Here is a 25,440-nt window from a genome sequence, read left to right as displayed (position 1 = left end):
GGGGGCGATCAGAACTGGAAGCGCACACCCGCCAGATAGGTCAGTCCGTAGAATTCGCGCTGGATGGGGCGATCCGTCGTGCCCTGATAGAACGCATGTGGCGTGTCGAGCAGGTTCTTCACGTAAAGATAGATCGTCCAGCTTTCGGGAAACTGATAACTGGCGCTGAAGTCCATCGACGTACGCGTCGCGTTGTAGACGTCGCTCGTGCGGTCGGTGCCGACGCTGAACAGGTCGGCGGAGGCGGAGTAGGCGGCAAGGTTGAGCATGAAGCCTGCGCGCTTGTAGAACACCGATGCGTTCCACGTGTTCTTCGACGTCGACGGCAGCAGCGAATACTCGCCGGGCCGGATTTCAATACGTGAATCGACCCAGGTGTAGTTGGCCGCCGCGCCGAGGCCGTCGAGCCAGCCCGGCAGGTGCTGGAACTGCTGGCTCCAGTTCAGTTCCATGCCTCGCGCATAGGAAGAGCCGATGTTCTTATAGGTAAAGACGCGTAGCGGCTGCGAGTTGCCGGGAAAGAGACTGTTATCGAACGTCTGCGTGGTCTGAATAGGAACGATGTAGTCGGAAATTTCCTTGTCGAAAATTCCCGCGGAAACAATACCGCCATCCGGCAGATAACGCTCGATGCTCAGGTCGAAGCTGTTGGCCTTCGCTGGTTTCAGCTGGGGATTGCCGGTAGTGACGATGCCCGATCCGAGATCCACGTTGAGCGCGGGATTGGCCTGATTGAAGCCGGGCCGGCCGATGGTGGAGGAGTATGCGGCACGCAGGATCGTGTCCGGCGCGAGCTCGTAACGAAACTGCAGGCTGGGGAAGAAGTTGTGGTAGCTGTGTTTAGTGCTGAGCGGCGTGGCGAAGGAATTGCCATCCGCATCCACTCCCGCCGAGAATGCGTTGCTGCGATCCCGGGTCTGCTCATAGCGCACGCCACCCAGAATGCCCAGATTGCCGTAAGTCGCCGTGTACTCGCCGTAACCGGCGTAAATGTCCTCATGTGCGTCGAGGAACTGCTTCTGACTGCTCAGCACTTCGCCAGGCCCGATCGTGCCGTAACCGAATATCTGCTGCAGCGCTCCCGGAACAATGTCGACGCCGTTCTGGTAATTGCCGTCGTAGTACGTCTCGTTGACGCCACCGGAGACAGCGGTCAGGGGAAGCGATGTCGTGTCGATGGCATAAGGCTGCGATGTCGTTTGCTTGTGCCGCTGACGGATGCTCACGCCGAAATTGAGCGACTCGTCGGTCAGGTTGCCCCAGCTGACCGGTGTCTTCGAGTTGGCCGCATACGACAGCTCGCGGTCGAAATTGCTGGCGGTACTGTTGTTGATCGCGCTCAGCGTGTAGTTCGCGGGGTCCAGATAGCCCGGCGCACCCGTGATCGTGTACAGAGGCACATGGCCGGGTCCGGTCGGGCTATAGGAAATCTGCCCGGCCGACATCGATGGCGAGTTGTACGTAAAGGTGGAGTTGTAGTCGTACGGCTTCTTATACGTACCTTCGACGTAAGCGACGTGATAGTCGATCGTCGTATCGCCAAGCGTATTCTTGCCGCCAAGCATATAGAAACGTTCCCGGGAGGTTTCCTTTTCGTCGCGTAGCGACTTGGTGATGGCGCCAGGAAAGGTCAGGGTGTCCTGCAACGCCCCGTTGGCCTGCGTGGTGGTATTGCCGTCGGGAATCACATCCATGTACTGACGCTTGTATTCCTCCGTATAGCCCGCTTCGAAGGCACGGAAGTACCACTGATTGTCGTCGTCCAGCTGATAGCCCAGGTCCATGGCGTAACCATGCCGGCGGCGATGCAGCTCATAGTCGCGCTGCTCGATGTCGTTGACCGCCTGATAGGGATGCGCGCTGTCGTTGAAGTAGGCGGGCTCGACATCGTCGATACCGCGCGAATCGACGTGGCTCGATGCCGTCAGAACGATGGAGAACGGACCAAACCGTCCGCCACCGGCGAGCGAATAATTGGTGACCGGCGTGCCGCGTAGTTTTTCATAGCCGCCGCCTACGTCGCCTTCGAGAAACGGACCCTGTTCGTCGGGTGCCGTCTTCGGCAAGACCTCGATCGTCCCTCCCAACGCCTCGGCATCCTGGCGCGGCAGATTCGACTTGGTCACGGCGACCGCACCGATAAAGCCGGTAGGAATGGAATCCAGCGCCACGCCACGATAGCCGCCAAAGGGCGACGCATTGTTCGTCGGCAATAAGCGCACGCCGGCATAGGTCGTGCTGTTCAGATCGGCATCGAATCCACGAATATTGACGTAGCGACCTTCGCCCTCGTCGGTTTCAAGCGAGACGCCGGGAATACGGCGAACCGCTTCGGCCGCGTTGACGTCGGGCAACGCACGGATTTCGTCGCCGGTACGTATGTTGATCAGGTTGGGCGCGTTTTCCTGAGTCTTTCGTGCCATTTCCTCAGTGGTACGCGGAGCGACAACGTGCACGCCCTGCAGGTCTTTCACGTCCTTTTTCACGCGATCCGGGGCTTCGGCATCGTCGTTCGCCGAGGTACTTGCGGCGTCTCCGTGGGTATCCGTGCTCGTAGCCGAGCGATTGTCCGGCGGAGATGGACTGTTCGCCAGAACCAGGCCCGGCAGACAGAATGAGCTCAAGCTCACCAGTGCGGTGCAATGAATGCCACGTAGCAATGCGTGACGCAGTTTTGAGGGTTGCACTAGTTATGCCCCGATAAGAAAAAAGGTCCACTGGCGCAAAAAATGCGCTTCCATCTGCATGGAGTGGCTCTTTCAACTTAGGAGGCGGGCGTGACCTTCCGATTACCGGGCGCTTAGCTAATGCTGAGTTGGATGCAATTACCCGATAGTTCGGGAAAGGGTTATCCGATAAACGTGCTGTTGGCGCAGAGAATGCCAGATTGAATATTTTCGGCAACCGCAAACAGTAATCGGGAAAGTTCGGTACGAGCGTGATCCAGGGCACGAACTGAAAAGTCTCTCGCGTGCAATTAGTTAGTCCTGACTGAATAATAAGTTCTTGCGATTAATCGCAAGATCATGCCGCTTGCAATGCGGCCCGTATTCTTCGAAGAATAAGAGGACAGGGAATTCGGTGGCATGGGCCTGCTCCATGCAATCTTGTGAATGGACTCAAGGGGTCAAGCTGATGCGTAATGGGGACGACCCGGGCCTTCCTGCCGACACGCCGATATTCCGGCGGAACAATGCGAACGCGGCAGCTTCAGATCGCTCCGATTACCCAATCTTTCCGATGGGCTGGTCGATACCCAAACCCCCGTACAAGCCATCGTTTCCAGGTAGTGACACGTCAATCGCGCGGTAAAGGCGATTGCGTCTTTCTTTAGCAAAGGAGCGCGCATGTCTACCAGTTCGAGTCCGTCAGAAGCGATGTACGAAGTGGTCGTCAACCAGGAAGGTCAGTATTCGATCTGGCCGGTGATTAAGGCGTTGCCGCAAGGGTGGATGAAAGCCGGCAAACAAGGCTCGAAAGAATCCTGTCTTGAGTTCGTCAGCGAGGTATGGACAGACATGCGTCCACTTTCACTTCGCGCGCGGATGGAGTCCATGCAGTCCGATTAGCTTCATCGCGAGCGGCATCGTCGCGAGGGGCTAAGTGAAATATAAAAACTGCATCCTATCCTGGGTCATTGACATGCCAGATGAGCGTCTGCTGTTCGTTTGTCTTTACTTCCGGACGCCATGTTCCAGTTTGTCCGCACGCCCCAGGGGGGGAGTGGTTGCGCGGTCTGCCATGAATTTCAAATTCGCCCACTCACCCAGACCTTGGTGGATGGTGTGATTTCGAGGCGGAACTATGGCCCAGGATGGGTGCGTCGCTTGTGAAAACCATACTTCTTTTTTCAGGGCAGGGCTCCCATCATTTTCAGATGGGCCGGGAGCTGTTTGAGCGCGATAAGAGCTTTCGTACCACCATGCGGCACGCGGATCGCGTGGTGCGCGAACGTTGCGGCGAATCGGTACTGAGCGTGCTGTTTGCGGAACGCAATACCAGGGATATTCCGCTCAATCGTCTTTTGCACAGTCACTGCGCCATCTTCATGGTGGAGTATGCATTGGCGAAGTCGCTGATCGACCATGGCGTGCGAGTCGATATGGTTCTGGGCGCGAGCCTGGGTGCATTTGCCGCTGCCGCGGTGGCAGGTTGCATCGATCCGGATGCCGCGTTACTCGCGGTGATCGAGCAGGCGATCGCGCTGGAAGAATATGGCGAGCCTGGTTGCATGATCGCGGTCATGGGCGAGCCGGAGCGCTATCTCACGCCGGAATTGCTTGCGCTCTGCGAACTCGGAGCGCGCAATTTCACGACGCACTCGGTGATCTCATTACCGGAACGGAACGTCGCGGCGGTTGAAGCCGGTCTTCGCGGGCATGGCGTGGCGTTCCAGCGGCTTCCGGTCGGCTTCGCTTTTCATTCGCGCTGGATCGATACCGCCAGAAAGCCATATCAGGCATTCCTGCAAACGCTTCCATTTGGGCAAGGCAACGTTCCCGTCATCTGTTGCGCTACCGGCACGGTATTGCACACCTTGCCCACCGGTCATTTCTGGTCGGTCGTGCGCGATCCCATTCTCTTCTCGCAAACCCTTGACCTGATCGAATCGCAGGACAGCTATCGCTATATCGATGTCAGCCCGGGCGGAACGATGGCGACGTTCCTGAAGTATGGATTGCCGGACGATTCGAAATCACAGATACACCATGTGATGTCGCCATTCGGTGGCGACATGGACCGGTTGAGTGAACTGACGTCGCATCGAGACGGACAGGTACAGAACAGGCGCATCCCGGAGTCACGCAAAATGAAGGCAATCATCTTCCCCGGCCAGGGCTCCCAGTTCAGGGGCATGGGCAAGGACCTCTTTCCACTCTTTCCGGAACAGGTTGGGAAAGCATCCGACATTCTCGGGTACTCGCTGGAAGATCTGTGTCTGAACGACAGGCAAGGGCTCTTGTCGCAGACGCAGTACACCCAGCCAGCGTTGTTTGTCGTCAATGCCCTGCATTACTTCCGGCAGCGAGCAATGGATGCCGCCAACGAAGCCGGTCCGCCGCCGGATTTCTTCGCAGGGCACAGTCTCGGTGAGTACAACGCCTTGCTGGCGGCTGGGGTGTTTTCTTTCGAAACGGGGCTTCGCCTCGTTAAAAAACGGGGAGAACTGATGGGCATGGCCAGCGGTGGCGGGATGGCGGCCGTGCTCGGCGCGTCGGCCAGGGAAATCAGGGCGATGCTCGATGCGCATGACCTCGGCCAGATCGATATCGCCAACTTCAATACACCTGCGCAAACGGTTATCGCCGGCGATAAAGACGCACTCGCCGCGGCATCCGAGCTATTTTCGCGAATGAAGCTGCGTTGCGTGACGTTGAATGTCAGCGCGGCATTCCATTCCCGCCACATGCGCTCGGCGCAAGCCGAATTCGCCGGCTTCCTGCAGCAATTCTCGTTTGCGGCACCGGAAGTTACGGTGATCGCCAATGCTACCGCCCGTCCTTATGACCCGACTCGCATTGCCGAGACGCTGGCCCGTCAGATCGCGACGTCGGTGCAATGGGTGGACTCGATTCGCTATGTGATGGGGAAAGGCGATATCGAGTTCCAGGAAATCGGAGGAAACGTACTTTCGAAAATGGTGCACGACATACGAACCACGGAAACACCTATATTCGACGATGTTTCGGACGCCCAACCCGTGAACGATCCCGACATGGGTAACGTGGCGGATGAGCGGGTATCGAATGCGCGCGCAGTCGAAGTGGCTCGCGAAACAGACCAGCGCGCCGCGCCGATTCTGGTAAACGCAACGTCGCTTGGCAGCGAGGTGTTTCAGCGCCGGTTTGGCTTGAAGTACGCCTATATGGCCGGCGCGATGTATCGCGGTGTCGCCTCCACCGAGCTGGTTGTAAGGATGGGCAAGGCGGGCTTCCTGAGCTTCTTCGGTGCGGGCGGGCTTTCGCTGCAAAAGATCGAGGCGAACATCGTACGCATACAGGCCGAGTTGAATGCGGGTCAGCCGTACGGCATGAACCTGTTGGCGAATTATGAATACCCCTCTCAAGAAGAAGCGGTGGTCGATCTCTATCTCAAGTACGGAATCAGGAACATCGAGGCCGCGGCCTTCATGCAAATGACGCCCGCCCTGGTCAAGTTTCGCTTGCAGGGGCTGCGTACGAATACGCGTAACGAGATCGTTTGCGACCATCGCATCGTAGCGAAGGTATCCCGTCCGGAAGTGGCAAAGGCGTTCATGAGTCCGTCGCCGCCCGCGATCGTGGAGAGGTTGCTTGAGCGCCACCAGATAACGCCGCAGCAGGCGGAATGGTCGCAAAGCATTCCCGTCAGTCACGACATCTGCGTCGAAGCCGACTCCGGCGGCCATACCGATGGCGGCATCGTGGCGGTGATGCTGCCACCTTTGCTGCGACTCCGTGACGATATGCAGCGGACGCATCGCTACATGGAACCCATTTGCATGGGACTGGCAGGCGGCATCGGTGGCCCCGAAGCCGCGGCCGCGGCATTCCTGCTTGGCGCCGATTTCGTCGCGACCGGCTCGATCAACCAATGCACCGTGGAAGCGGGTATGAGCCCGGACGGAAAGTCGATGCTTCAGGAAATGGACATCCAGGACACCGAATATGCGCCGGCGGGGGACATGTTCGAAATTGGCGCGCAGGTTCAGGTGATGAAGAAGTCCGTCTTCTTCCCGGCGCGGGCGAACAAGCTGCTTTCGCTATATCGTCATTACGATAGCCTGGACGATATACCGGCGCGTACCCGGCACCAGCTGGAAAGCACGTTCTTCAAGAAGACGTTCGATGAAATATGGAACGAGACGGCAAGTTATTTCAGGTCGGTAAACCTGGACCACGAAATTGCCAAGGCCGACGCAAATGCGAAGCACAAGATGGCGCTGGTGTTTCGCTGGTACTTCGCCTACTGCACCCGCATTGCCATGGAAGGCAAGGGCGACGATCGGGTGAATTATCAGATCCAGACGGGACCGGCATTGGGCTCGTTCAATCAATGGGTAAAAGGGACGGAACTTGAGCAATGGACCAAGCGGCACGTGGATCACATTGCAATCAAGATCATGGATGCCACGGCGGAACATCTGACGCGGTCCTTTGCCCGCTTTCTCAGTAGCTGAAACATCGATGGGGAATGGGTGACCCGATTGGCGTCGCCCGGGCGAGGGGGCCCGCCGTTTCAACCCGGCCGATCGGGTTGACGGAACCAGCATCCGAAAGCAAACACCACAGGATAGGCACGATCATGAATGTCGGTCAGATTCCGCCCCAGGATAGCCAGTCGCCATCTACGGACAAAGAAGGGGAGGGTCATGGTGTCGATCGTGGCGATGGCGGGGATATCGCCATCATCGGCATGTCTTGCCGTTTTCCCGGTGCCGAAAACTACGACCAGTTCTGGGAGAACCTGTGCAACGGCCTGTCCAGCATAAGCGAGATTCCGGAAAACAGATGGGACAAGGATGCTTTCTATTCGACCGATGTGCGGGAAAAGAACAAGTCCATCAGTAAGTGGGGTGGGTTTGTCGATGGCGTGGAGTTATTTGATTCCGATTTCTTCGGTGTGTCGGCGCGCGAAGCCGAGGTCATGGACCCGCAGCAGCGGATCATGCTGGAGCAGGCATGGTCATGCATCGAAGACGCGGGCTACGACCCTGCGGTCTTCAGTGGCAGCCGCACCGGCGTCTATGTCGGCGTGTTCAATTTCGACTACGCGGACCACCTCGGGAATGCACTCGATGCGATCGAGGGGCACGTCTCCACGGGAACGCATACCGCTCTCATCCCGAATCGAATTTCGTATTTCCTGAATTTGCACGGCCCGAGCATGCCGATCGATACCGCATGCTCAAGCTCGCTGGTCGCGCTGCACAAAGCCGCGCACGCGATTCGTCGCGGCGAATGCGACCATGCGCTGGTTGGCGGAGTGAGCGTGCTATGCAGCCCGACTCATTTCATTTCGTTTTCCAAGACCGGCATGTTGTCGCCGGACGGCAGCTGCAAGAGCTTCGACGAGCGTGCCAATGGCTACGTGCGGGGCGAAGGCGCGGCCATGGTTCTGATCAAGCCGCTCGACAAAGCCATCCGCGATAAAGACAGGATTGTCGCCGTACTGCGCGGCACGGCCGTGAATCATGGCGGCCGCGCGCGGACAGTGACCTATCCCGGATCGTCCGCACAGTCGAACGTGATCGCCGAAGCCTTGCGTCAGGCAAGCGTGCCCGTCGGCACCATCGGCTATGTCGAAGCGCATGGGACAGGTACGCCCAAGGGCGACCCGATCGAAGTGGAAGGCCTGAAAATGGCGTTCTCCCGCGTCGCGACGGATCGCGGGGAAGTATTGAACGAGCATTCCTGCGGTATCGGCAGCGTCAAGACCAACATCGGCCATCTGGAATCGGTCGCCGGTCTGGCCGGGGTGATCAAGACAATCCTGTGCATGAAGCACCAGGCCTTCCCGCAGCTGGTGCATTACCAGAAGCTCAATCCACGCATCACGCTGGATGGCAGCCCGTTCTTTATCGTCGACACGGCGCAGCCGTGGCCGGCCCTGGTCGCCGACAACGGACAGGCGATTCCTCGTCGCGCCGGCATCAGTTCCTTTGGCTTTGGCGGTGTGAATTCCCACGTCATTGTCGAGGAGTATCTCGAGTCCGAGGATGCGATATCAGGCGAGAACAGTGCTGTAGCGAAGCAACCGCCTGTGCTGGTCGTACTGTCGGCCAGGACCATGCCCGTACTGCGCGAGCGCGTGCATCGACTGATCGCCGCTGTGGCATCGGCCGAAGTCCGTCGCGCCGGATTGGCCGATCTGGCCTATACGCTGCAAGTGGGACGGCAGGCCATGGCCGCGCGTATGGCGCTGGTGGTCGACTCCTTCGAAACGCTGCAAACGCGCCTGGAAGATTGGCTGGCGCAATCGTCCGGATCGGGCGATGTCTTTACCGGGCAACTGTCGGCCGAAGTGCCTGCGCTTGCCGGGGACGACGCGGTAAGCGACAGCTCGCTGGCCACGCTGCTTATCGATGGGGATCTTCCGGCGGTGGCGGCAAAGTGGGTCGAAGGGTATGCATTTGACTGGACGATCCTGCACGGCGCCAGCAAGCGCCGCCGCATCGCGCTTCCGACCTATCCGTTCGTCAGGGAGAAACACTGGGTAGAGGCAAAGCCGGCGCAAACGTCGATGTCGTCGTCGCAGGCGGTCATCCACCCGCTCGTGCACCGCAATACGTCGAACGTCTCCGGACTGCGTTTCAGCAGTCGCTTTACCGGGAAGGAATTCTTCCTCGCCGACCACGTCGTGCAGGGCGAACGCACGTTGCCGGGCGCGGCGCAGTTGGAAATGGCCCGGTGTGCGGTGGGCCACGCCGTCACAGGTACGGGGCAGCAGCGTTTGAAAGACGTCGTGTGGCTACGGCCCATCGTAGTCGGGTCCGAGCCAAAGGACATGCACATTGCGCTGTTTCCGGAAAGCAACGGTGAGTTCAGTTTTGAACTTTACGCCGACGCCGATGGCGACGAGGCCGTGGTGTATAGCCAGGGTTCGGTGGTTACCGCCCTTGAAAGCGCAACAGTGATGCACGACCTCGCCGCGCTGCGTCAGCAGTGTGCGCGAGTCCACAGGACCGCGGCGGCATGTTATGCCGCGTTCGACCGCATGGGCCTGAACTATGGACCTGGCCATCGTGGTTTGAGCGAACTGTTCGTCGGACAAGCACTCGCCCTGGCGCGGATAACGCTGCCGGATTCAGTAAATTCGTTGCGGGAAGGTTATGTTCTCCATCCCAGTGTGCTCGATGCGGCGCTGCAGGCGACGATCGCCTTTCAGGCCGACGACGCGGGCGGATGGGATGACGCTGGACTGATGCTGCCCTTCGCGCTCGGATCGCTGGACGTCATGGCTCCGTGCATCGGGAGTATGTGGGCCGTGATACGTCGCAGCGCCGGCAATGCCGCGGGCGATGCGCTGCAGAAATTCGATATCGAGCTGTGCGACGAAGCTGGATTGGTATGCGTGCGCCTGGGCGAGTTTTGTGCGCGCGCGTCGACCCATGCCGGATCCGAAGAGCCGGTACGGACGGCGCTGCTGCACCTCGACTGGACAGCGCAGCCGGCTATCGCTGCCAGTGCCTCACACTACGCGCGGCATCTCGTCATGCTGTGTGGTGGCGTAACGTCGTCCGACGTGCAATCGAGGGTACCCGGCGCGACGTGCATTGACATCGGCGCAGACGACCCGTTGGCGCAGTGTTACGAATCCGCCGCCGGTGCCTTGCTGGAGCATATCCAGTCGCTGGGTAGCCAGTCGGGGCAGCATCTGATTCAGGTGATCGTACCGACGCAAGGGATCGGCCAGACTATGGCGGGCCTGGGTGGCATGCTGCGCACGGCGCAGCTGGAAAATCCGCGCATCGTCGGTCAGGTCATCGGCGTCGATGCCGGTCAGGACGTCGTGCGGATATTGCTCGAAAACCGCGATAGTCAGGCGACGCAGATTCGTTACGTCGATGGTGTGCGTCAGGTGGGTGGCTGGGCCGAATGGCCGCTCTCGTCCGATGCCGCGACGCCGTGGAAGGCGCAGGGCGTGTACCTGATCACCGGCGGCGCGGGTGGTCTGGGCCTGATCTTCGCTCGCGACATCGCGCGCCAGGCCAAGGGTGCCACGTTGATCCTGACCGGGCGCTCGCCGCTGGCGGATGCAACGCAGACCGCGCTCTGCGAGCTGGAAGCACTGGGTGCGAACGCGCAATACCACCAACTCGACGTGGGCGATCGCGACGCCGTAACGCAGTTGGTGCACGGCGTTGCCGAAGTCTTCGGCGGCCTGCACGGCATCATTCACAGTGCGGGTGTCCTGCGCGACAGCTTCATCATCCGGAAGACCCGGGACGAGTTGCACGAGGTGCTGCGCGCCAAGGTGGCCGGTATCCTCCATCTCGACGAGGCCAGCCGGGAGCTGGCACTCGACTGTTTTGTCTGCTTTTCATCCACGTCGGGTGCGCTCGGAAACGTGGGACAAGCCGACTACGCGGCAGCGAATGCCTTCATGGATGCTTTTGCTCACCACCGTGCCGAACTGGTAGCGCATGGGGAGCGCCACGGACGCACGCTGGCCGTGAACTGGCCGCTGTGGGACGAAGGCGGCATGCAGGTCGATGCCGCTACGCGCCAGAGCATGACGGAGCAAACCGGGTTAATTCCCCTGCGCAGTGCCAGCGGCTGTGCCGCGCTGGAACAAGCGCTATCGAGTGGCCTGCCGCAGGTGCTGGTGGCCGAAGGTGCGATACGTCGTTTCAGGTCCGGGCTATCCGTTGCAGCGAAGCCCGTCGCTCTGGCGGCCGCAGCGTCGAACGCACCGTCCGACGAGCTACAGGAGAAAGCCGTACGCTATTTCGTTCGGCTGTTATCGAGCACGCTCAAACGGCCCGCTCACAGCATCGATGCACGCGTACAGATGGAGGCTTACGGTATCGACTCCATCCTGGTGATGGACCTGACCCGAACGCTGGAGCAAGTATTCGGCCCGCTCTCCAAGACACTCCTTTTCGAGTACCAGACGATTGCCGCGCTGGCAGGTCATTTTCTGCAAAATCACCGTGTACGCTTGAGCGAGGTGCTGGGCGAAACGTCGCACGATGCCCCCGAAGCGACGTCGCCGCGCGAAGAAAAAACACCAGTCGCCAGCACGGTAGCGACGCGTCGCCCCCGCTTTGGCATGCAACAGCGCGGTTTCCAGGATGAGGCGCGCGTCAACCTGGCTACGGCAACCAGCGATGTCGGTGAGATCGCCATCATTGGCGTGGCCGGACGCTATCCGCAGGCAGGCAACCTGGAACAGTTCTGGGCCAATCTGAGCCAGGGCAAGGACAGCATCACCGAGATTCCGTCCGAGCGCTGGGACTATAAGCTCTACTACGACGAAGACCGCAACAAACCCGGAAAAACCTACAGCAAATGGGGCGGTTTCATCGACGGTGTCGATCAGTTCGATCCGCTGTTCTTCAACATTTCGCCGCGCGAAGCGGAGTTGATGGACCCGCAGGAACGATTGTTCCTCGAATGCGTGCACGCCACGCTGGAAGACGCTGGCTACACCAGAGACAGCGTCACCCAACATGCCGGTGCGGGACAGGAAGGCAGCGTCGGTGTGTTCGTCGGCGTCATGTACGAGGAGTACCAGTTGTACGGCGCGCAGGAGCAGGCCAGGGGCCGCAATCTCGCGGTGTTCAACAGCCCGGCATCGATCGCAAATCGGATTTCGTACTTCTGCAACTTCAACGGTCCGAGCATGGCGCTGGATACCATGTGCTCGTCGTCGCTGACGGCGATTCATCTGGCCTGCCAGAGCTTGCAGCGCGGAGGCTGCGCGGTCGCGGTCGCGGGCGGCGTGAACGTGTCGGTGCATCCGAACAAGTACCTGATGCTGGCCCAAGGCAAGTTCATTTCCGGCAAGGGTCGCTGCGAGAGTTTCGGCGAGGGTGGCGAAGGCTACGTGCCCGGTGAGGGCGTCGGTGCGGTGCTGCTCAAACCACTGGCGCAAGCGAAGGCCGATGGGGATCACATCTATGGCGTGATCAAGGCCACCGCGATCAACCACGGCGGCAAGACCAACGGCTATACGGTGCCGAACCCTAACGCGCAGGCGAAAGTGATCGAGCGCGCGTTGCGCGAGGGTGGCATCGATGCCCGCGCGGTGAGCTACGTGGAAGCGCACGGCACCGGGACCAGTCTGGGCGATCCGATCGAGATCGCGGGACTCTCCAAGGCATTCCGCGGCTGGACGCAGGATACGCAGTTCTGCGCGATCGGTTCTGCGAAATCGAACATCGGGCATTGCGAGAGTGCGGCGGGTATCGCCGGCGTGACCAAGGTGCTGCTGCAGATGAAGCACCGGCAACTGGTGCCGAGCCTGCATTCGAGCGTGCTGAACCCGAACATCGACTTTGCCGGTACGCCGTTCGTCGTGCAGCAGGAACTCGCGCCGTGGCCGCGACCGATGCTGGACCAGCGGGAATTGCCAAGAATCGCGGGCATTTCGTCGTTCGGTGCGGGCGGTGCGAATGCCCATGTGGTGATCGAGGAATACATTGCGCCGATCGTTTCGCACGCAGCGAGCGGCCCGGCGTTGATCGTGTTGTCGGCACGCCATGAAGACCGGCTGCGCGAACAGGTGCAGTTGTTGTTGGCAGCTATCGCGACGAATGCGGATATCGCACTGGCCGATCTGGCGTACACGCTGCAAGTCGGACGAGAAGCCATGGAGGAACGGCTCGCGCTGGTGGTGAACTCGCTATCCGAGCTGCGCGAAAAGCTGGGCGCCTATGCCACCGGTGAGACCGTCATTGACGAGCTGTATCGCGGTCAGGTCAAACGGAACAAAGATGCATTGGCCGCTCTGGCCGGCGACGAGGACATGGGTACCATCGTCGAGGCATGGATCGCTAAGGGCAAGTTCGGCAAGCTGCTCGACCTGTGGGTCAAAGGCCTCGCCTTCGACTGGCAACGTCTGTACGGCGCCGATCGGCCACGTCGCATCAGTCTGCCGACCTATCCGTTCGCCCGCGAGCGCTATTGGATACAGACCAGTCAAGGACAGGCGGTCATCTCGTCCGGCAACGGCGAAGCGCTACATCCGCTGCTACATCGCAATACCTCGGACGTCGCCGGGCTGCGCTTCAGCACGCACCTGAGCGGGGAAGAATTCTTCCTCGCCGATCACGTGGTGCAAGGCGCACGGGTTCTGCCGGGCGTCGCACAACTGGAGATGGCGCGCCGTGCGGTCGGTGAAGTGATCGGCGAAACGGTTCATATCGCATTGAACGATGTGGTGTGGGTGCGTCCGGTCGTGGTGGGCGCCAATGGGCTGACACTGCATATCGCGCTCCACCCCGAGGAAGCCGGCGATCTCAGCTTCGAAATTTATAGCGAAGGCGATGATGGCGAAATCGTTACATACAGTCAGGGCTCGGTGACCGCTGTCCCGGATGCGGAATCCGGGACAGCGGCAGTGCACGACCTGTCCGCCCTACGTCAACAATGCACCGCATCCCATCTGAGTGCGGCGCAATGCTACGCCCGCTTCGAACAGATGGGCTTGCACTATGGCCCGGGATTCCAGGGTCTGAGCGAACTGTTCGTGGGGGCGCGGCAAGTTCTGGCACGTATCACGCTGCCCGCGTCCGCGCAGATGGACGGTTACGTACTGCATCCCAGTCTGCTGGATGCGGCGTTGCAAGCGACGCTGGGTCTGCAACTGGGTACGGCGGCGGACGCGGGCAGGGCGACGCTGATGTTGCCTTTTGCGCTGGGTGCCCTCGAAGTGCTCGGACCATGCACAGCTGCCATGTGGGCCGTCGTCCGGCACAGCGCCGGTAGCCAGACAGGCGACGCGGTGCAACGGCTCGACGTTGATCTGTGCGACGAGCAGGGTGCCGTCTGCGTGCGCTTCACGCAGTTCAGCCTGAGGCCGATAACGGCGAGCGCGGCGCACAGCAAACCAATCCAGACCTTGCTCTTGCAACCGACATGGACGACGCAGCCGGCGTCGCCGGCGAGCGGCGATGCGTTTGCGAAGCACGTCGTCTTGTTGTGCGGCGGGGATGCGGTCGACCTGGAGCCTCACCTGCCCGACGCGATCTGCCTCGAACCGGCTAACGGCAACGATGTTGCTCATCGTTTTGAGGTGGCTGCCGGCGTGCTTCTGGAACAGATCCAGTCGCTGGGCAGTCAGAGCGGTAAGCACCTGATACAGATAGTGGTACCGAGTTGGGGTACAGGCCAGACCATGGCGGGCCTGGGTGGCATGCTGCGCACGGCGCAGTTGGAAAATCCGCGCCTCGTCGGTCAGGTCATCCGCGTCGAAAGCGGTCAGGACATCGTGCAGGCGCTGCTGGAAAACCGCGACGGTAACGCGCAGCAAGTACGTTACGTCCACGGTGAGCGCCAGATCGGCGGCTGGGCCGAACGCACGGCGACGCCGGAAGCCGCCTCGCCGTGGAAAGCGCACGGCGTGTACCTGATCACCGGTGGCGCCGGCGGACTGGGTTTGATCTTCGCCCGCGACATCGCGCGTCAGGCCCGGAACGCCGTGCTGATCCTGACCGGCCGATCGGCACCGAACGAAGGCATTCAGGCCAACATCCGCCATCTGGAAACCCTTGGGGCCGTGGTGCGATACCACGCAGTCGACGTCAGCGATGCCGCCGCCCTGACGCAACTGGTGCACAGTATTCCGGAAGAGTTCGAAAGTCTCGACGGCATCATTCACAGTGCCGGCGTGGTACGCGACAGCTTCATCGCCAGGAAGACCCGGCAACAACTGCACGACGTATTCAGCGCCAAGGTGGCCGGTACGCTGAATCTCGACCACGCCAGCCGCGATATGGCGCTCGACTGCTTCATCTGCTTCTCGTCCATCGCCGGGGCGGTGGGAAATGTGGGGCAGGCCGACTATGCGGCGGCCAATGCGTTCATGGATGCCTTCGCACACCATCGCGCGGATTTGGTGGCACAAGGACAGCGCCACGGGAACACGCTGTCGGTGAACTGGCCGCTGTGGGACGAAGGCGGCATGCAGGCGGATGCGGCGACACGCACGATGCTGATCCAGCAACTGGGCATGCATGCGTTGTCCACCGATAGCGGGGTGCTGGCCTTGCGACAGGCGATGGCGAGTGGGCTGAATCAGTTGCTGGTGGTGGCGGGCGACGCGGCTCGCATCCGCCAGGTAGTGCTGGGAAAATCGCAGGAAACAGCCGCAGGGTTGCCGTCGACGGCAACCAACGACAGCGGTGCGAAGACGCACCATGACGACCACGCGTTACAGGATCTGGTGAAGCGGACACTGATGGGAATAGTGTCGTCGCTGATCAAGGTGAAGCCGGAGGACATCGACGGCGAGACAGCCTTGAGCGAATACGGTTTCGATTCGATCTCGCTGACCGAGTTCGGCAACGCGTTGAACCAGCACTACCGGCTCGAACTGAAGCCGACGATCTTCTTCGAGTACCCGACGCTCGACGGTCTGGCCGGCCATCTGGTGCGCGAGTATCCGACGGCGCTGGCACCGCAGCAGGCGGTAACGAACCGCACGACGGCAGCACTTGCGACGGCCGCCGTAGCGGTGCCGATACCAGCGTTCGAAGGTATCCGCTCACGCGGGCGGCGGCGTTTCGCCACGCCCATGGTGACGCCGGCTGCGAGCCGGACTCAGGCGGTCAACGAACCGATTGCGATCATCGGCATGAGCGGTCAGTTCCCGCAGGCGCGGGACATCGACGCCTTCTGGCGCAACCTGCGCGACGGCAAGGACTGCATCGGCGAAATTCCGCCCGAGCGCGGCGATTGGCAGGCCTGGTACGGCGACCGGGCACCGGAAGAGAACAAGACCGACATCACGTGGGGCGGCTTCATCGACGGTGTGGACGAATTCGATCCGATGTTCTTCGGCATCTCGCCCAAAGAGGCGGAGCTGATGGACCCGCAGCAGCGTCTGATGATGACCCATGTCTGGAAGGCGCTGGAAGATGCCGGCTATGCCGGTCCGGTGCTTTCGGGCAGCGACACGGCCATCTATGTCGGCACCATGGCTAGTGGGTACGGCAACCTGATCAGTCGGGCCAGGGCGGCGATCGAAGGGTATTCCTCGACCGGGGCGGTCGCTTCGGTGGGCCCCAACCGGATGAGTTATTTCCTCAATTTCCACGGCCCGAGCGAGCCGGTGGAAACGGCCTGCTCCAGCTCGCTGGTTGCGCTGCGGCGGGCGATCCTCGCGATCGAGCGGGGTGACTGCGGCATGGCTATCGCCGGTGGCGTGAACACCATCGTCAACCCCGAGCTGCACATCAGCTTCAACAAGGCCGGAATGCTGAGCGAGGACGGTCGCTGCAAGACCTTCTCCAGCGAAGCCAACGGCTATGTACGCGGTGAAGGCGTCGCGATGCTGGTGTTGAAGACGTTGTCCGCCGCCGAGCGCGACGGCGACCATATCTACGGTCTGGTGCGTGGCACAGCGGAAAATCATGGCGGCCGCGCCAACTCGCTGACCGCGCCCAATCCGAAGGCGCAGGCGGCAGTCGTCCGGAAGGCTCACCAGCAGGCGGGTATCGATCCGCGCACCGTGACCTATATCGAAGCGCACGGCACCGGCACGTCACTGGGCGATCCGGTGGAAATCAATGGCCTGAAGGCCGCGTTTAAAGAGCTGTACGCGGCGACGGGCGAGAGCGACGTCGTGGCGCCGCACTGCGGGCTGGGCTCGGTCAAGACGAATATCGGCCATCTCGAACTGGCGGCCGGCGTGGCAGGCGTCATCAAGGTCTTGCTGCAGATGAAGCACAAGACGCTGGTGAAGAGTTTGCACAGCGACACCCTCAATCCATACATCGACTTGAACGGCAGTCCGTTCTACGTGGTGCAAGAGGCACGCGAATGGACAGCGGTACGCGACGCGCGCGGACAGGCTGTGCCGCGCCGCGCCGGCGTGAGTTCGTTCGGTTTCGGTGGAGTGAATGCGCATGTCGTACTGGAGGAATACATCCCGTCGACGACGACTTCTGTCGCAAGCGGCCCGGCCGCTGTGGTGCTATCGGCGCGCAATGAAGAACGGTTGCGCGAACAAGTGCGATCGCTGCTGACGTTCATCGATTCGCCGCAAGCGGAGTCGGAGATCGGACTGACCGATCTGGCCTATACGCTTCAGGTCGGACGCGAAGCAATGGAAGAACGGCTGGGTCTCGTGGTCGGCTCACTCGCCGAACTGCACGACAAGCTGACGCGCTTCCTCGCGGGCGACGGCGGCATGGACGAGTTCTATCGCGGACAGGTAAGACGCAACAAAGACGCGATGTCCACGTTCTCCGCCGACGAAGACATGGCCCAGACCGTCCGGAGCTGGGTCGAAAAAGGCAAATTCGGCAAGCTGCTCGATCTGTGGGTAAAAGGGTACGGTCTGGACTGGACCAGCCTTTACGCCAACCACAAGCCCCGTCGCATCAGTTTGCCGACGTATTCCTTTGCCCGGGAAAACTATTGGGTACCGGCCGGGGATATCCATCTGCCAGCGGCGTCCCGTGTGGATGCCGCGCTGCATCCGTTGATACAGCGTAATTCGTCGAACTTGTCGGGGCCACGCTTCAGCAGTCGTTTTGGCGGGGACGAATTTTTCCTCGCCGATCATGTGGTGCTGGATAGCCGGATATTGCCGGGCGTAGCCCAACTCGAAATGGCACGCTTTGCCGCGAACGAGGCAATAGACGGCGCCGGCAAGCTGCATCTGAGGGACGTCGTATGGTCACGCCCCGTGGTCGTCGGCAGCGAGGGCATGGAGCTGCATATTTCGTTGTATCCGGAAGACAACGGCGACATCGGCTACGAGATTCATTCCGGAGTCGCAGACGATGAGATCGTCTATGGCCGCGGCGTGGTGACGGATGCCATCGACGATGTCGCCCCGACGAGCCTCGATCTGGCGGCCCTGCGTCAGCAATGCACGCAGGCCCATCTCGACGCCGGACAATGCTATGCGGTCTTCGACAAACTGGGCCTGCACTATGGAGATGGCTTCCGCGGCTTGATCGAAGTGTTCGTCGGCGAACAACTGGCACTGGCCCGGATAACGCTGCCCGCGTCGGTCCGGGTGTCGAAGGATAGCTACGTGCTGCATCCGAGCCTGCTCGACGCCGCATTACAAGCATCGATCGGTTTGCATCTGGGCACAAATGCGGACGGTTCGACCTTGATGCTGCCGTTCTCGTTGGGCGCGCTGGACGTACTTGCTCCCTGCACGACCCGCATGTGGGCGGTCGTTCGGCCCATCGTCGACCGTGCAGGCAGCGATGCCGTGCAAACGGTCGATATCGATGTGTGCGACGACAACGGCGTGCCGTGCCTGCGATTCAGGAGGCTTGGTCTGAGGGTGTTGAATCCCCCGTCCACGGATGGTTTTGCCCGCGATGCGAACGCCATGGACACGATAAGCCAAGGAAAGGACTACCCGGTGAATGATTCAGTACCGCAGCCGGCGCCACTGCCGCCGAAGGAAAAGGTTGTCGCGCTGATCGCAAACGATGCGTCGGACGATGACGTGTTGAACGATATCCGGGAACGAGCCACCCGCTACTTCGTACGTTTCCTGTCGACGACACTGAAGCTGCCGACCCACAGGATCGATCCACGGGCGCAGATGGAAACCTATGGCATCGATTCCCTCCTGGTGCTCGACTTGACGCGCGCCCTAGAGAAGCAATTCGGTCCACTGCCAAAAACGCTGTTCTTCGAATATCAGACCATTGCCGCATTGAGCGGATACTTCGTGCAGCATCATCATGCCGCTATGGCTGCGTTGCTGGGTGAAAGCCGCGTCGTCGCGGCCGCCGTGTCCGTGCCTTCGGCGATCAGGATCGATAAACCTGCATCCGTATCGATGAGCCGCCGGTCGCGCTATGAGACGCGCCGCCGGACAGGCAAGGATGCCGGTGGCGACATCGGTGAGATTGCCATTATTGGCGTGGCCGGACGCTATCCGCAGGCAGGCAACCTCGAACAGTTCTGGGCCAACCTGAGCCAGGGCAAGGACAGCATTACCGAGATCCCATCGGAACGCTGGGATCACACGCTTTATTACGACGAAGACCGTAACAAGCCCGGCAAGACCTATGGAAAATGGGGCGGCTTCATCGATGGCGTCGACCTGTTCGATCCGCTGTTCTTCAACATCTCGCCGCGCGAAGCGGAGTTGATGGATCCGCAGGAACGGCTGTTCCTCGAATGCGTGCACGCCACGCTGGAAGACGCGGGCTACACCCGCGACAACGTGGCCGAGGACAGCAACGTCGGTGTGTTCGTCGGCGTGATGTACGAGGAATATCAGCTGTACGGTGCCCAGGAACAGGCAAGGGGACGGGCTATTGCCGTACCGGGTCATCCGGCATCGATCGCGAACCGGATTTCGTACTTCTGCAATTTCAACGGTCCGAGCATGGCGCTGGACACCATGTGCTCGTCGTCGCTGACGGCGATTCATCTGGCTTGCCAGAGCCTGCAACGCGGTGGCTGCGCGGTCGCGGTCGCGGGCGGCGTGAACGTGTCGGTGCACCCGAACAAGTACCTGATGCTGGCCCAAGGCAAGTTCATTTCCGGCAAGGGTCGCTGCGAGAGTTTCGGCGAGGGTGGCGAAGGCTACGTGCCCGGTGAGGGCGTCGGTGCCGTGCTGCTCAAACCACTGGCGCAAGCGAAGGCCGATGGGGATCACATCTATGGCGTGATCAAGGCCACCGCGATCAACCACGGCGGCAAGACCAACGGCTATACGGTGCCGAACCCTAACGCGCAGGCCAAGGTGATCGAGCGCGCGTTGCGCGAGGGTGGCATCGATGCCCGCGCGGTGAGCTACGTGGAAGCCCACGGTACCGGCACGAGTCTGGGCGATCCGATCGAGATCGCGGGACTGTCCAAGGCATTCCGCGGCTGGACGCAGGACACCCAGTTCTGCGCCATCGGCTCGGCCAAATCGAATATCGGGCATTGCGAGAGCGCGGCGGGTATCGCTGGGGTGACCAAGGTGCTGCTGCAGATGAAGCACCGGCAATTGGTGCCGAGTCTGCATTCGAGCGTACTGAACCCGAACATCGACTTCGCCGGTACGCCGTTCGTCGTGCAGCAGGAACTCGCGCCGTGGCCGCGGCCGATGCTGGACCAGCGGGAATTGCCAAGAATCGCGGGCATTTCGTCGTTCGGTGCGGGCGGTGCGAACGCGCATGTACTGATCGAGGAATACATCCAGCCAGCGATGACGGCTGCAATCCTGACCGGTCCCGCCATGGTATTGCTGTCGGCGCGCGACGATGAGCGGCTGCGCGAGCAGGTTCAATCGCTATTGGCGATCCTCGCTACGCCGGAAACGGAGCCGGATATTCAACTGGCCGATCTGGCGTACACGCTGCAGGTCGGACGCGAAGCCATGGAAGAGCGGCTCGCGCTGGTGGTGAGCACCCTATCCGAGCTGCGCGAGAAACTGAGCGCCTATGCCGCCGGTGAGACCGCGATCGATGAGCTGTACCGTGGTCAGGTCAAACGCAATAAAGACACACTGGCCGCTCTGTCCGGCGACGACGATATCGCCGCCGCCGTCGAGTCATGGATCGCCAAGGGCAAGTTCGGCAAGTTGCTCGATCTGTGGGTGAAGGGTCTGGCCTTCGACTGGCAGCGCCTGTACGGCGCCAACCGGCCACATCGCATCAGCCTGCCCACGTATCCGTTTGCCCGCGAGCGCTATTGGATCGAACTATCAACCCCGCAGTCGATGGCCACGTCAGCGGCGGGAGGGATATTGCATCCGCTACTGCATCGCAATACCTCCAGTTTCTCGGTGCAGCGTTTCAGCTCCCATTTCAGCGGCGAAGAGTTCTTCCTCGCCGATCACGTGGTGCAGGGCGTACGTATTCTTCCGGGTGTCGCCCAACTGGAGATGGCGCGACGCGCAGTCAGCGAAGCGATCGAAGAGGATTGCACCCTGCAATTGAAGAACATTGCATGGACGCGGCCGGTGGCTGCCGGCGTGGACGGAGTCGACCTGCATATCGCACTGGTTCCGCAAGACGATGGCGACATCGGCTTCGAGATCTACCGGGACGCCGATGACGGCGAAACCGTGACGTATAGCCGGGGCTCGGCGATCGTTGTCGCGGATGCGGAGTCTGGCGAAACGGTAGTGCACGATCTTTCCGCCTTGCGTCGGCAGTGCACGACGTCCTATTTGAGTGCGGCGCAATGCTATGCCCGGTTCGAACGGATGGGCCTGCACTACGGCCCGGGATTTCAGGGGCTGAGCGAGCTATTCGTCGGGCCGCAGCGAGTCCTGGCACGGATCACGTTACCCACTTCGGCGAAGATGGATGGCTACGCGCTGCATCCCGGTCTTCTGGACGCAGCGCTGCAAGCCACTCTTGGGCTGATTCAAACGACTGACGATATGGACGGGCAGCCGCTGTTGTTGCCCATCGCGCTAGGATCGCTGGAGGTTTTTGCACCTTGCACCGCCGCCATGTGGGCCTTCGTGCGTCACAGCACCGGAAGCACGGCAGCCGATACATCGCAGACGATCGATATCGATCTCTGCGACGAAACAGGCGCGGTATGCGTTCGCTTCAACCAGCTCGAGTTGCGGGCATCGACGGTTATCGCCGAACCCGGCATGGCGTTGCAGACCTTGCTGACGACTCCTGTATGGGAAGCCAAGCCTGTCGCAACCGATAGCGTCGCGAGCCCCGTGTTCGCACGGCACCTGGTGATGTTGTGCGGACTCGATGTGCCAGGCGCGGATGGCGTGCAGGCGCAGATGCCTGGCGTCGTCTGCGTGGCCTTTGCCGCGGATCGGGATCTGGCATATGCCTATGAATCCGCAGCCGGCACTTTGCTGGAACATATCCAGTCGCTGAGCAGCCAGCCGGGACAGCACCTGATTCAGGTGGTCGTGCCGGGGCAGGGGATAGATCAGACCATGGCAGGCCTGGGCGGCATGCTGCGCACCGCGCAGCTGGAAAATCCGCGCATCGTCGGTCAGGTCATCCGCATCGAAACCGGTCAGGATGTCGTACAGGCGTTGCTGGAAAACCGTGAAGGCAACGCGCAACACGTGCGTTACGTCGACGGCGAACGCCAGATCGGCGGTTGGGCCGAACGTCCGTCGACACCGGATGTCGTGTCGCCGTGGAAGGCGCAGGGTGTGTACCTGATCACCGGCGGCGCGGGCGGTCTGGGCCTGATCTTCGCTCGCGATATCGCGCGTCAGGCCAGGGGCACCACGTTGATCCTGACCGGGCGTTCGCCGCTGACCGATGCAACGCAGGCCGCACTCGCCGAACTCGAAGCGCTGGGCGCGACGGCGCAATACCGCCAGCTCGACGTGGGCGATCGCGACGCTGTGATGCAGTTGGTGCACGGCGTTGCCGAAGTCTTCGGCGGCCTGCACGGCATCGTCCACAGTGCGGGGGTCCTGCGCGACAGTTTCATCATCCGGAAGACCCGGGAGGCATTGCACGACGTGCTGCGCGCCAAAGTGGCCGGCACTCTCCACCTCGACGAGGCCAGCCGGGAACTGGCGCTCGACTGCTTCATCTGCTTCTCGTCTGTTTCAGGTGCGCTCGGTAATGTGGGACAGGCCGACTACGCGGCAGCGAACGCCTTCATGGATACGTTCGCGCACTACCGCAGCGATCTGGTGACCAAGGGCCTGCGCCACGGACGCACGCTATCCGTGAACTGGCCGCTATGGGCCGAAGGCGGCATGCAGGTCGATGCCGCCACGCGCCGATACCTGCTGCAGGAAACCGGCATGACGCCTCTGCGTAGTGCCAGCGGTTGTGCGGCATTGGTACAGGCCATCTCGAGCGGGCTGCCTCAGGTGCTGGTGGCCGAAGGTGTAATAGACCGGCTGAAAGCAACCTTGTTGAAAGATATGCCGGTGAAGCCGGCCGTCGTGGTGGCCGAGGTGGATCGTGCCGAGCCGATGGCTGAAGACTTGCGCGAAAAGACGATACGCCATCTGGTCCGGCTGCTATCGGCCACGCTTAAACTGCCGCCGCACAAAATCGATGCGAACGCGCCACTGGAAGCCTATGGCATCGATTCCGTCCTGGTCATGGACCTGACTCTCAAACTGGAAAAATCCTTCGGATCATTGCCAAAGACACTGTTTTTCGAATACCAGACCATCGCGGCGCTGGCCGACTATTTCCTGCAATCCTGGCGCGCCGAGCTGATTGAGCTGTTCGGTGAAAGAACCGCCGTCCCGGCGCCGGCCGTCTTGGCAAGACCCCATGGCGACAGGAAGGTCGTACAGGCGATCCATCGCCGTTCGCGTTTCGAGTTGCGCGGTACCGATCCCGGCATCAGTGAAATCGCGATCGTCGGTGTGGCCGGACGCTATCCGCAGGCAGGCAACCTGGAACAGTTCTGGGCCAACCTGAGCCACGGCAAGGACAGCATTACCGAGATCCCATCGGAACGCTGGGATCACACGCTTTATTACGACGAAGACCGTAACAAGCCCGGCAAGACCTATGGAAAATGGGGCGGCTTCATCGATGGCGTCGACCTGTTCGATCCGCTGTTCTTCAACATTTCGCCGCGCGAAGCGGAGTTGATGGATCCGCAGGAACGGCTGTTCCTCGAATGCGTGCACGCCACGCTGGAAGACGCGGGCTACACCCGCGACAACGTGGCCGAGGACAGCAACGTCGGTGTGTTCGTCGGCGTCATGTACGAGGAGTACCAACTGTACGGCGCGCAAGAGCAGGCGCGGGGACGCTCCCTCGCCATACCCGGCAGCCCGGCATCGATCGCGAACCGGATTTCGTACTTCTGCAATTTCAACGGTCCGAGCATGGCGCTGGACACCATGTGCTCGTCGTCGCTGACGGCGATTCATCTGGCTTGCCAGAGCCTGCAACGCGGTGGCTGCGCGGTCGCGGTCGCGGGCGGCGTGAACGTGTCGGTGCACCCGAACAAGTACCTGATGCTGGCCCAAGGCAAGTTCATTTCCGGCAAGGGTCGCTGCGAGAGTTTCGGCGAGGGTGGCGAAGGCTACGTGCCCGGTGAGGGCGTCGGTGCCGTGCTGCTCAAACCACTGGCGCAAGCGAAGGCCGATGGGGATCACATCTATGGCGTGATCAAGGCCACCGCGATCAACCACGGCGGCAAGACCAACGGCTATACGGTGCCGAACCCTAACGCGCAGGCCAAGGTGATCGAGCGCGCGTTGCGCGAGGGTGGCATCGATGCCCGCGCGGTGAGCTACGTGGAAGCCCACGGTACCGGCACGAGTCTGGGCGATCCGATCGAGATCGCGGGACTGTCCAAGGCATTCCGCGGCTGGACGCAGGACACCCAGTTCTGCGCCATCGGCTCGGCCAAATCGAATATCGGGCATTGCGAGAGCGCGGCGGGTATCGCTGGGGTGACCAAGGTGCTGCTGCAGATGAAGCACCGGCAATTGGTGCCGAGTCTGCATTCGAGCGTACTGAACCCGAACATCGACTTCGCCGGTACGCCGTTCGTCGTGCAGCAGGAACTCGCGCCGTGGCCGCGGCCGATGCTGGACCAGCGGGAATTGCCAAGAATCGCGGGCATTTCGTCGTTCGGTGCGGGCGGTGCGAATGCCCATGTGGTGATCGAGGAATACATTGCGCCGATCGTTTCGCACGCAGCGAGCGGCCCGGCGTTGATCGTGTTGTCGGCACGCCATGAAGACCGGCTGCGCGAACAGGTGCAGTTGTTGTTGGCAGCTATCGCGACGAATGCGGATATCGCACTGGCCGATCTGGCGTACACGCTGCAAGTCGGACGAGAAGCCATGGAGGAACGGCTCGCGCTGGCGGTGAACTCGCTATCCGAGCTGCGCGAA

4 protein-coding genes (1 of these 4 only partly in view) are annotated in these 25,440 nt (G+C 61.2%); 3 read left to right on the top strand and 1 reads right to left on the bottom strand.

Annotated elements, in window-relative coordinates; all coding sequences use genetic code 11:
• Positions 1-8: 8 nt before the first annotated feature.
• On the bottom strand, positions 9-2,687 hold the full coding sequence (locus tag AC3IR3_RS10765) for a TonB-dependent receptor (protein WP_489225019.1): 2,679 nt from the start codon (positions 2,685-2,687) through the stop codon (positions 9-11).
• Between the two features lie 660 nt (positions 2,688-3,347).
• Here AC3IR3_RS10765 and AC3IR3_RS10760 point away from each other — a divergent pair.
• From AC3IR3_RS10760 to AC3IR3_RS10750, 3 genes are all read left to right on the top strand, one after another.
• Positions 3,348-3,569, top strand: coding sequence for an MbtH family protein (locus AC3IR3_RS10760; RefSeq protein ID WP_489191975.1), 222 nt, complete (start codon positions 3,348-3,350; stop codon positions 3,567-3,569).
• A gap of 245 nt (positions 3,570-3,814) precedes the next feature.
• Positions 3,815-7,159, top strand: coding sequence for an ACP S-malonyltransferase (gene fabD, locus AC3IR3_RS10755; protein WP_489191973.1), 3,345 nt, complete (start codon positions 3,815-3,817; stop codon positions 7,157-7,159).
• 125 nt (positions 7,160-7,284) lie between these two features.
• Positions 7,285-25,440, top strand: the 5' portion of a protein-coding gene (locus AC3IR3_RS10750; RefSeq protein ID WP_489191971.1) for an amino acid adenylation domain-containing protein. It continues 21,927 nt past the right edge of the window; only the first 18,156 of its 40,083 coding nucleotides appear in the window; it begins with the start codon at positions 7,285-7,287; the stop codon falls past the right edge of the window.

This window comes from Luteibacter sp. GL_149, from assembly GCF_057834065.1.
The sequence above is the reverse complement of the archived record's forward strand: the minus strand, read 5'-3'. Positions and strand labels throughout refer to the sequence as shown.

Bases quoted from the DNA above. Each gene is read 5' to 3' on its own strand.
- AC3IR3_RS10760 (WP_489191975.1), top strand. From the start codon at position 3,348: ATGTCTACCAGTTCGAGTCCGTCAGAAGCGATGTACGAAGTGGTCGTC.
- fabD (WP_489191973.1), top strand. From the start codon at position 3,815: ATGGGTGCGTCGCTTGTGAAAACCATACTTCTTTTTTCAGGGCAGGGC.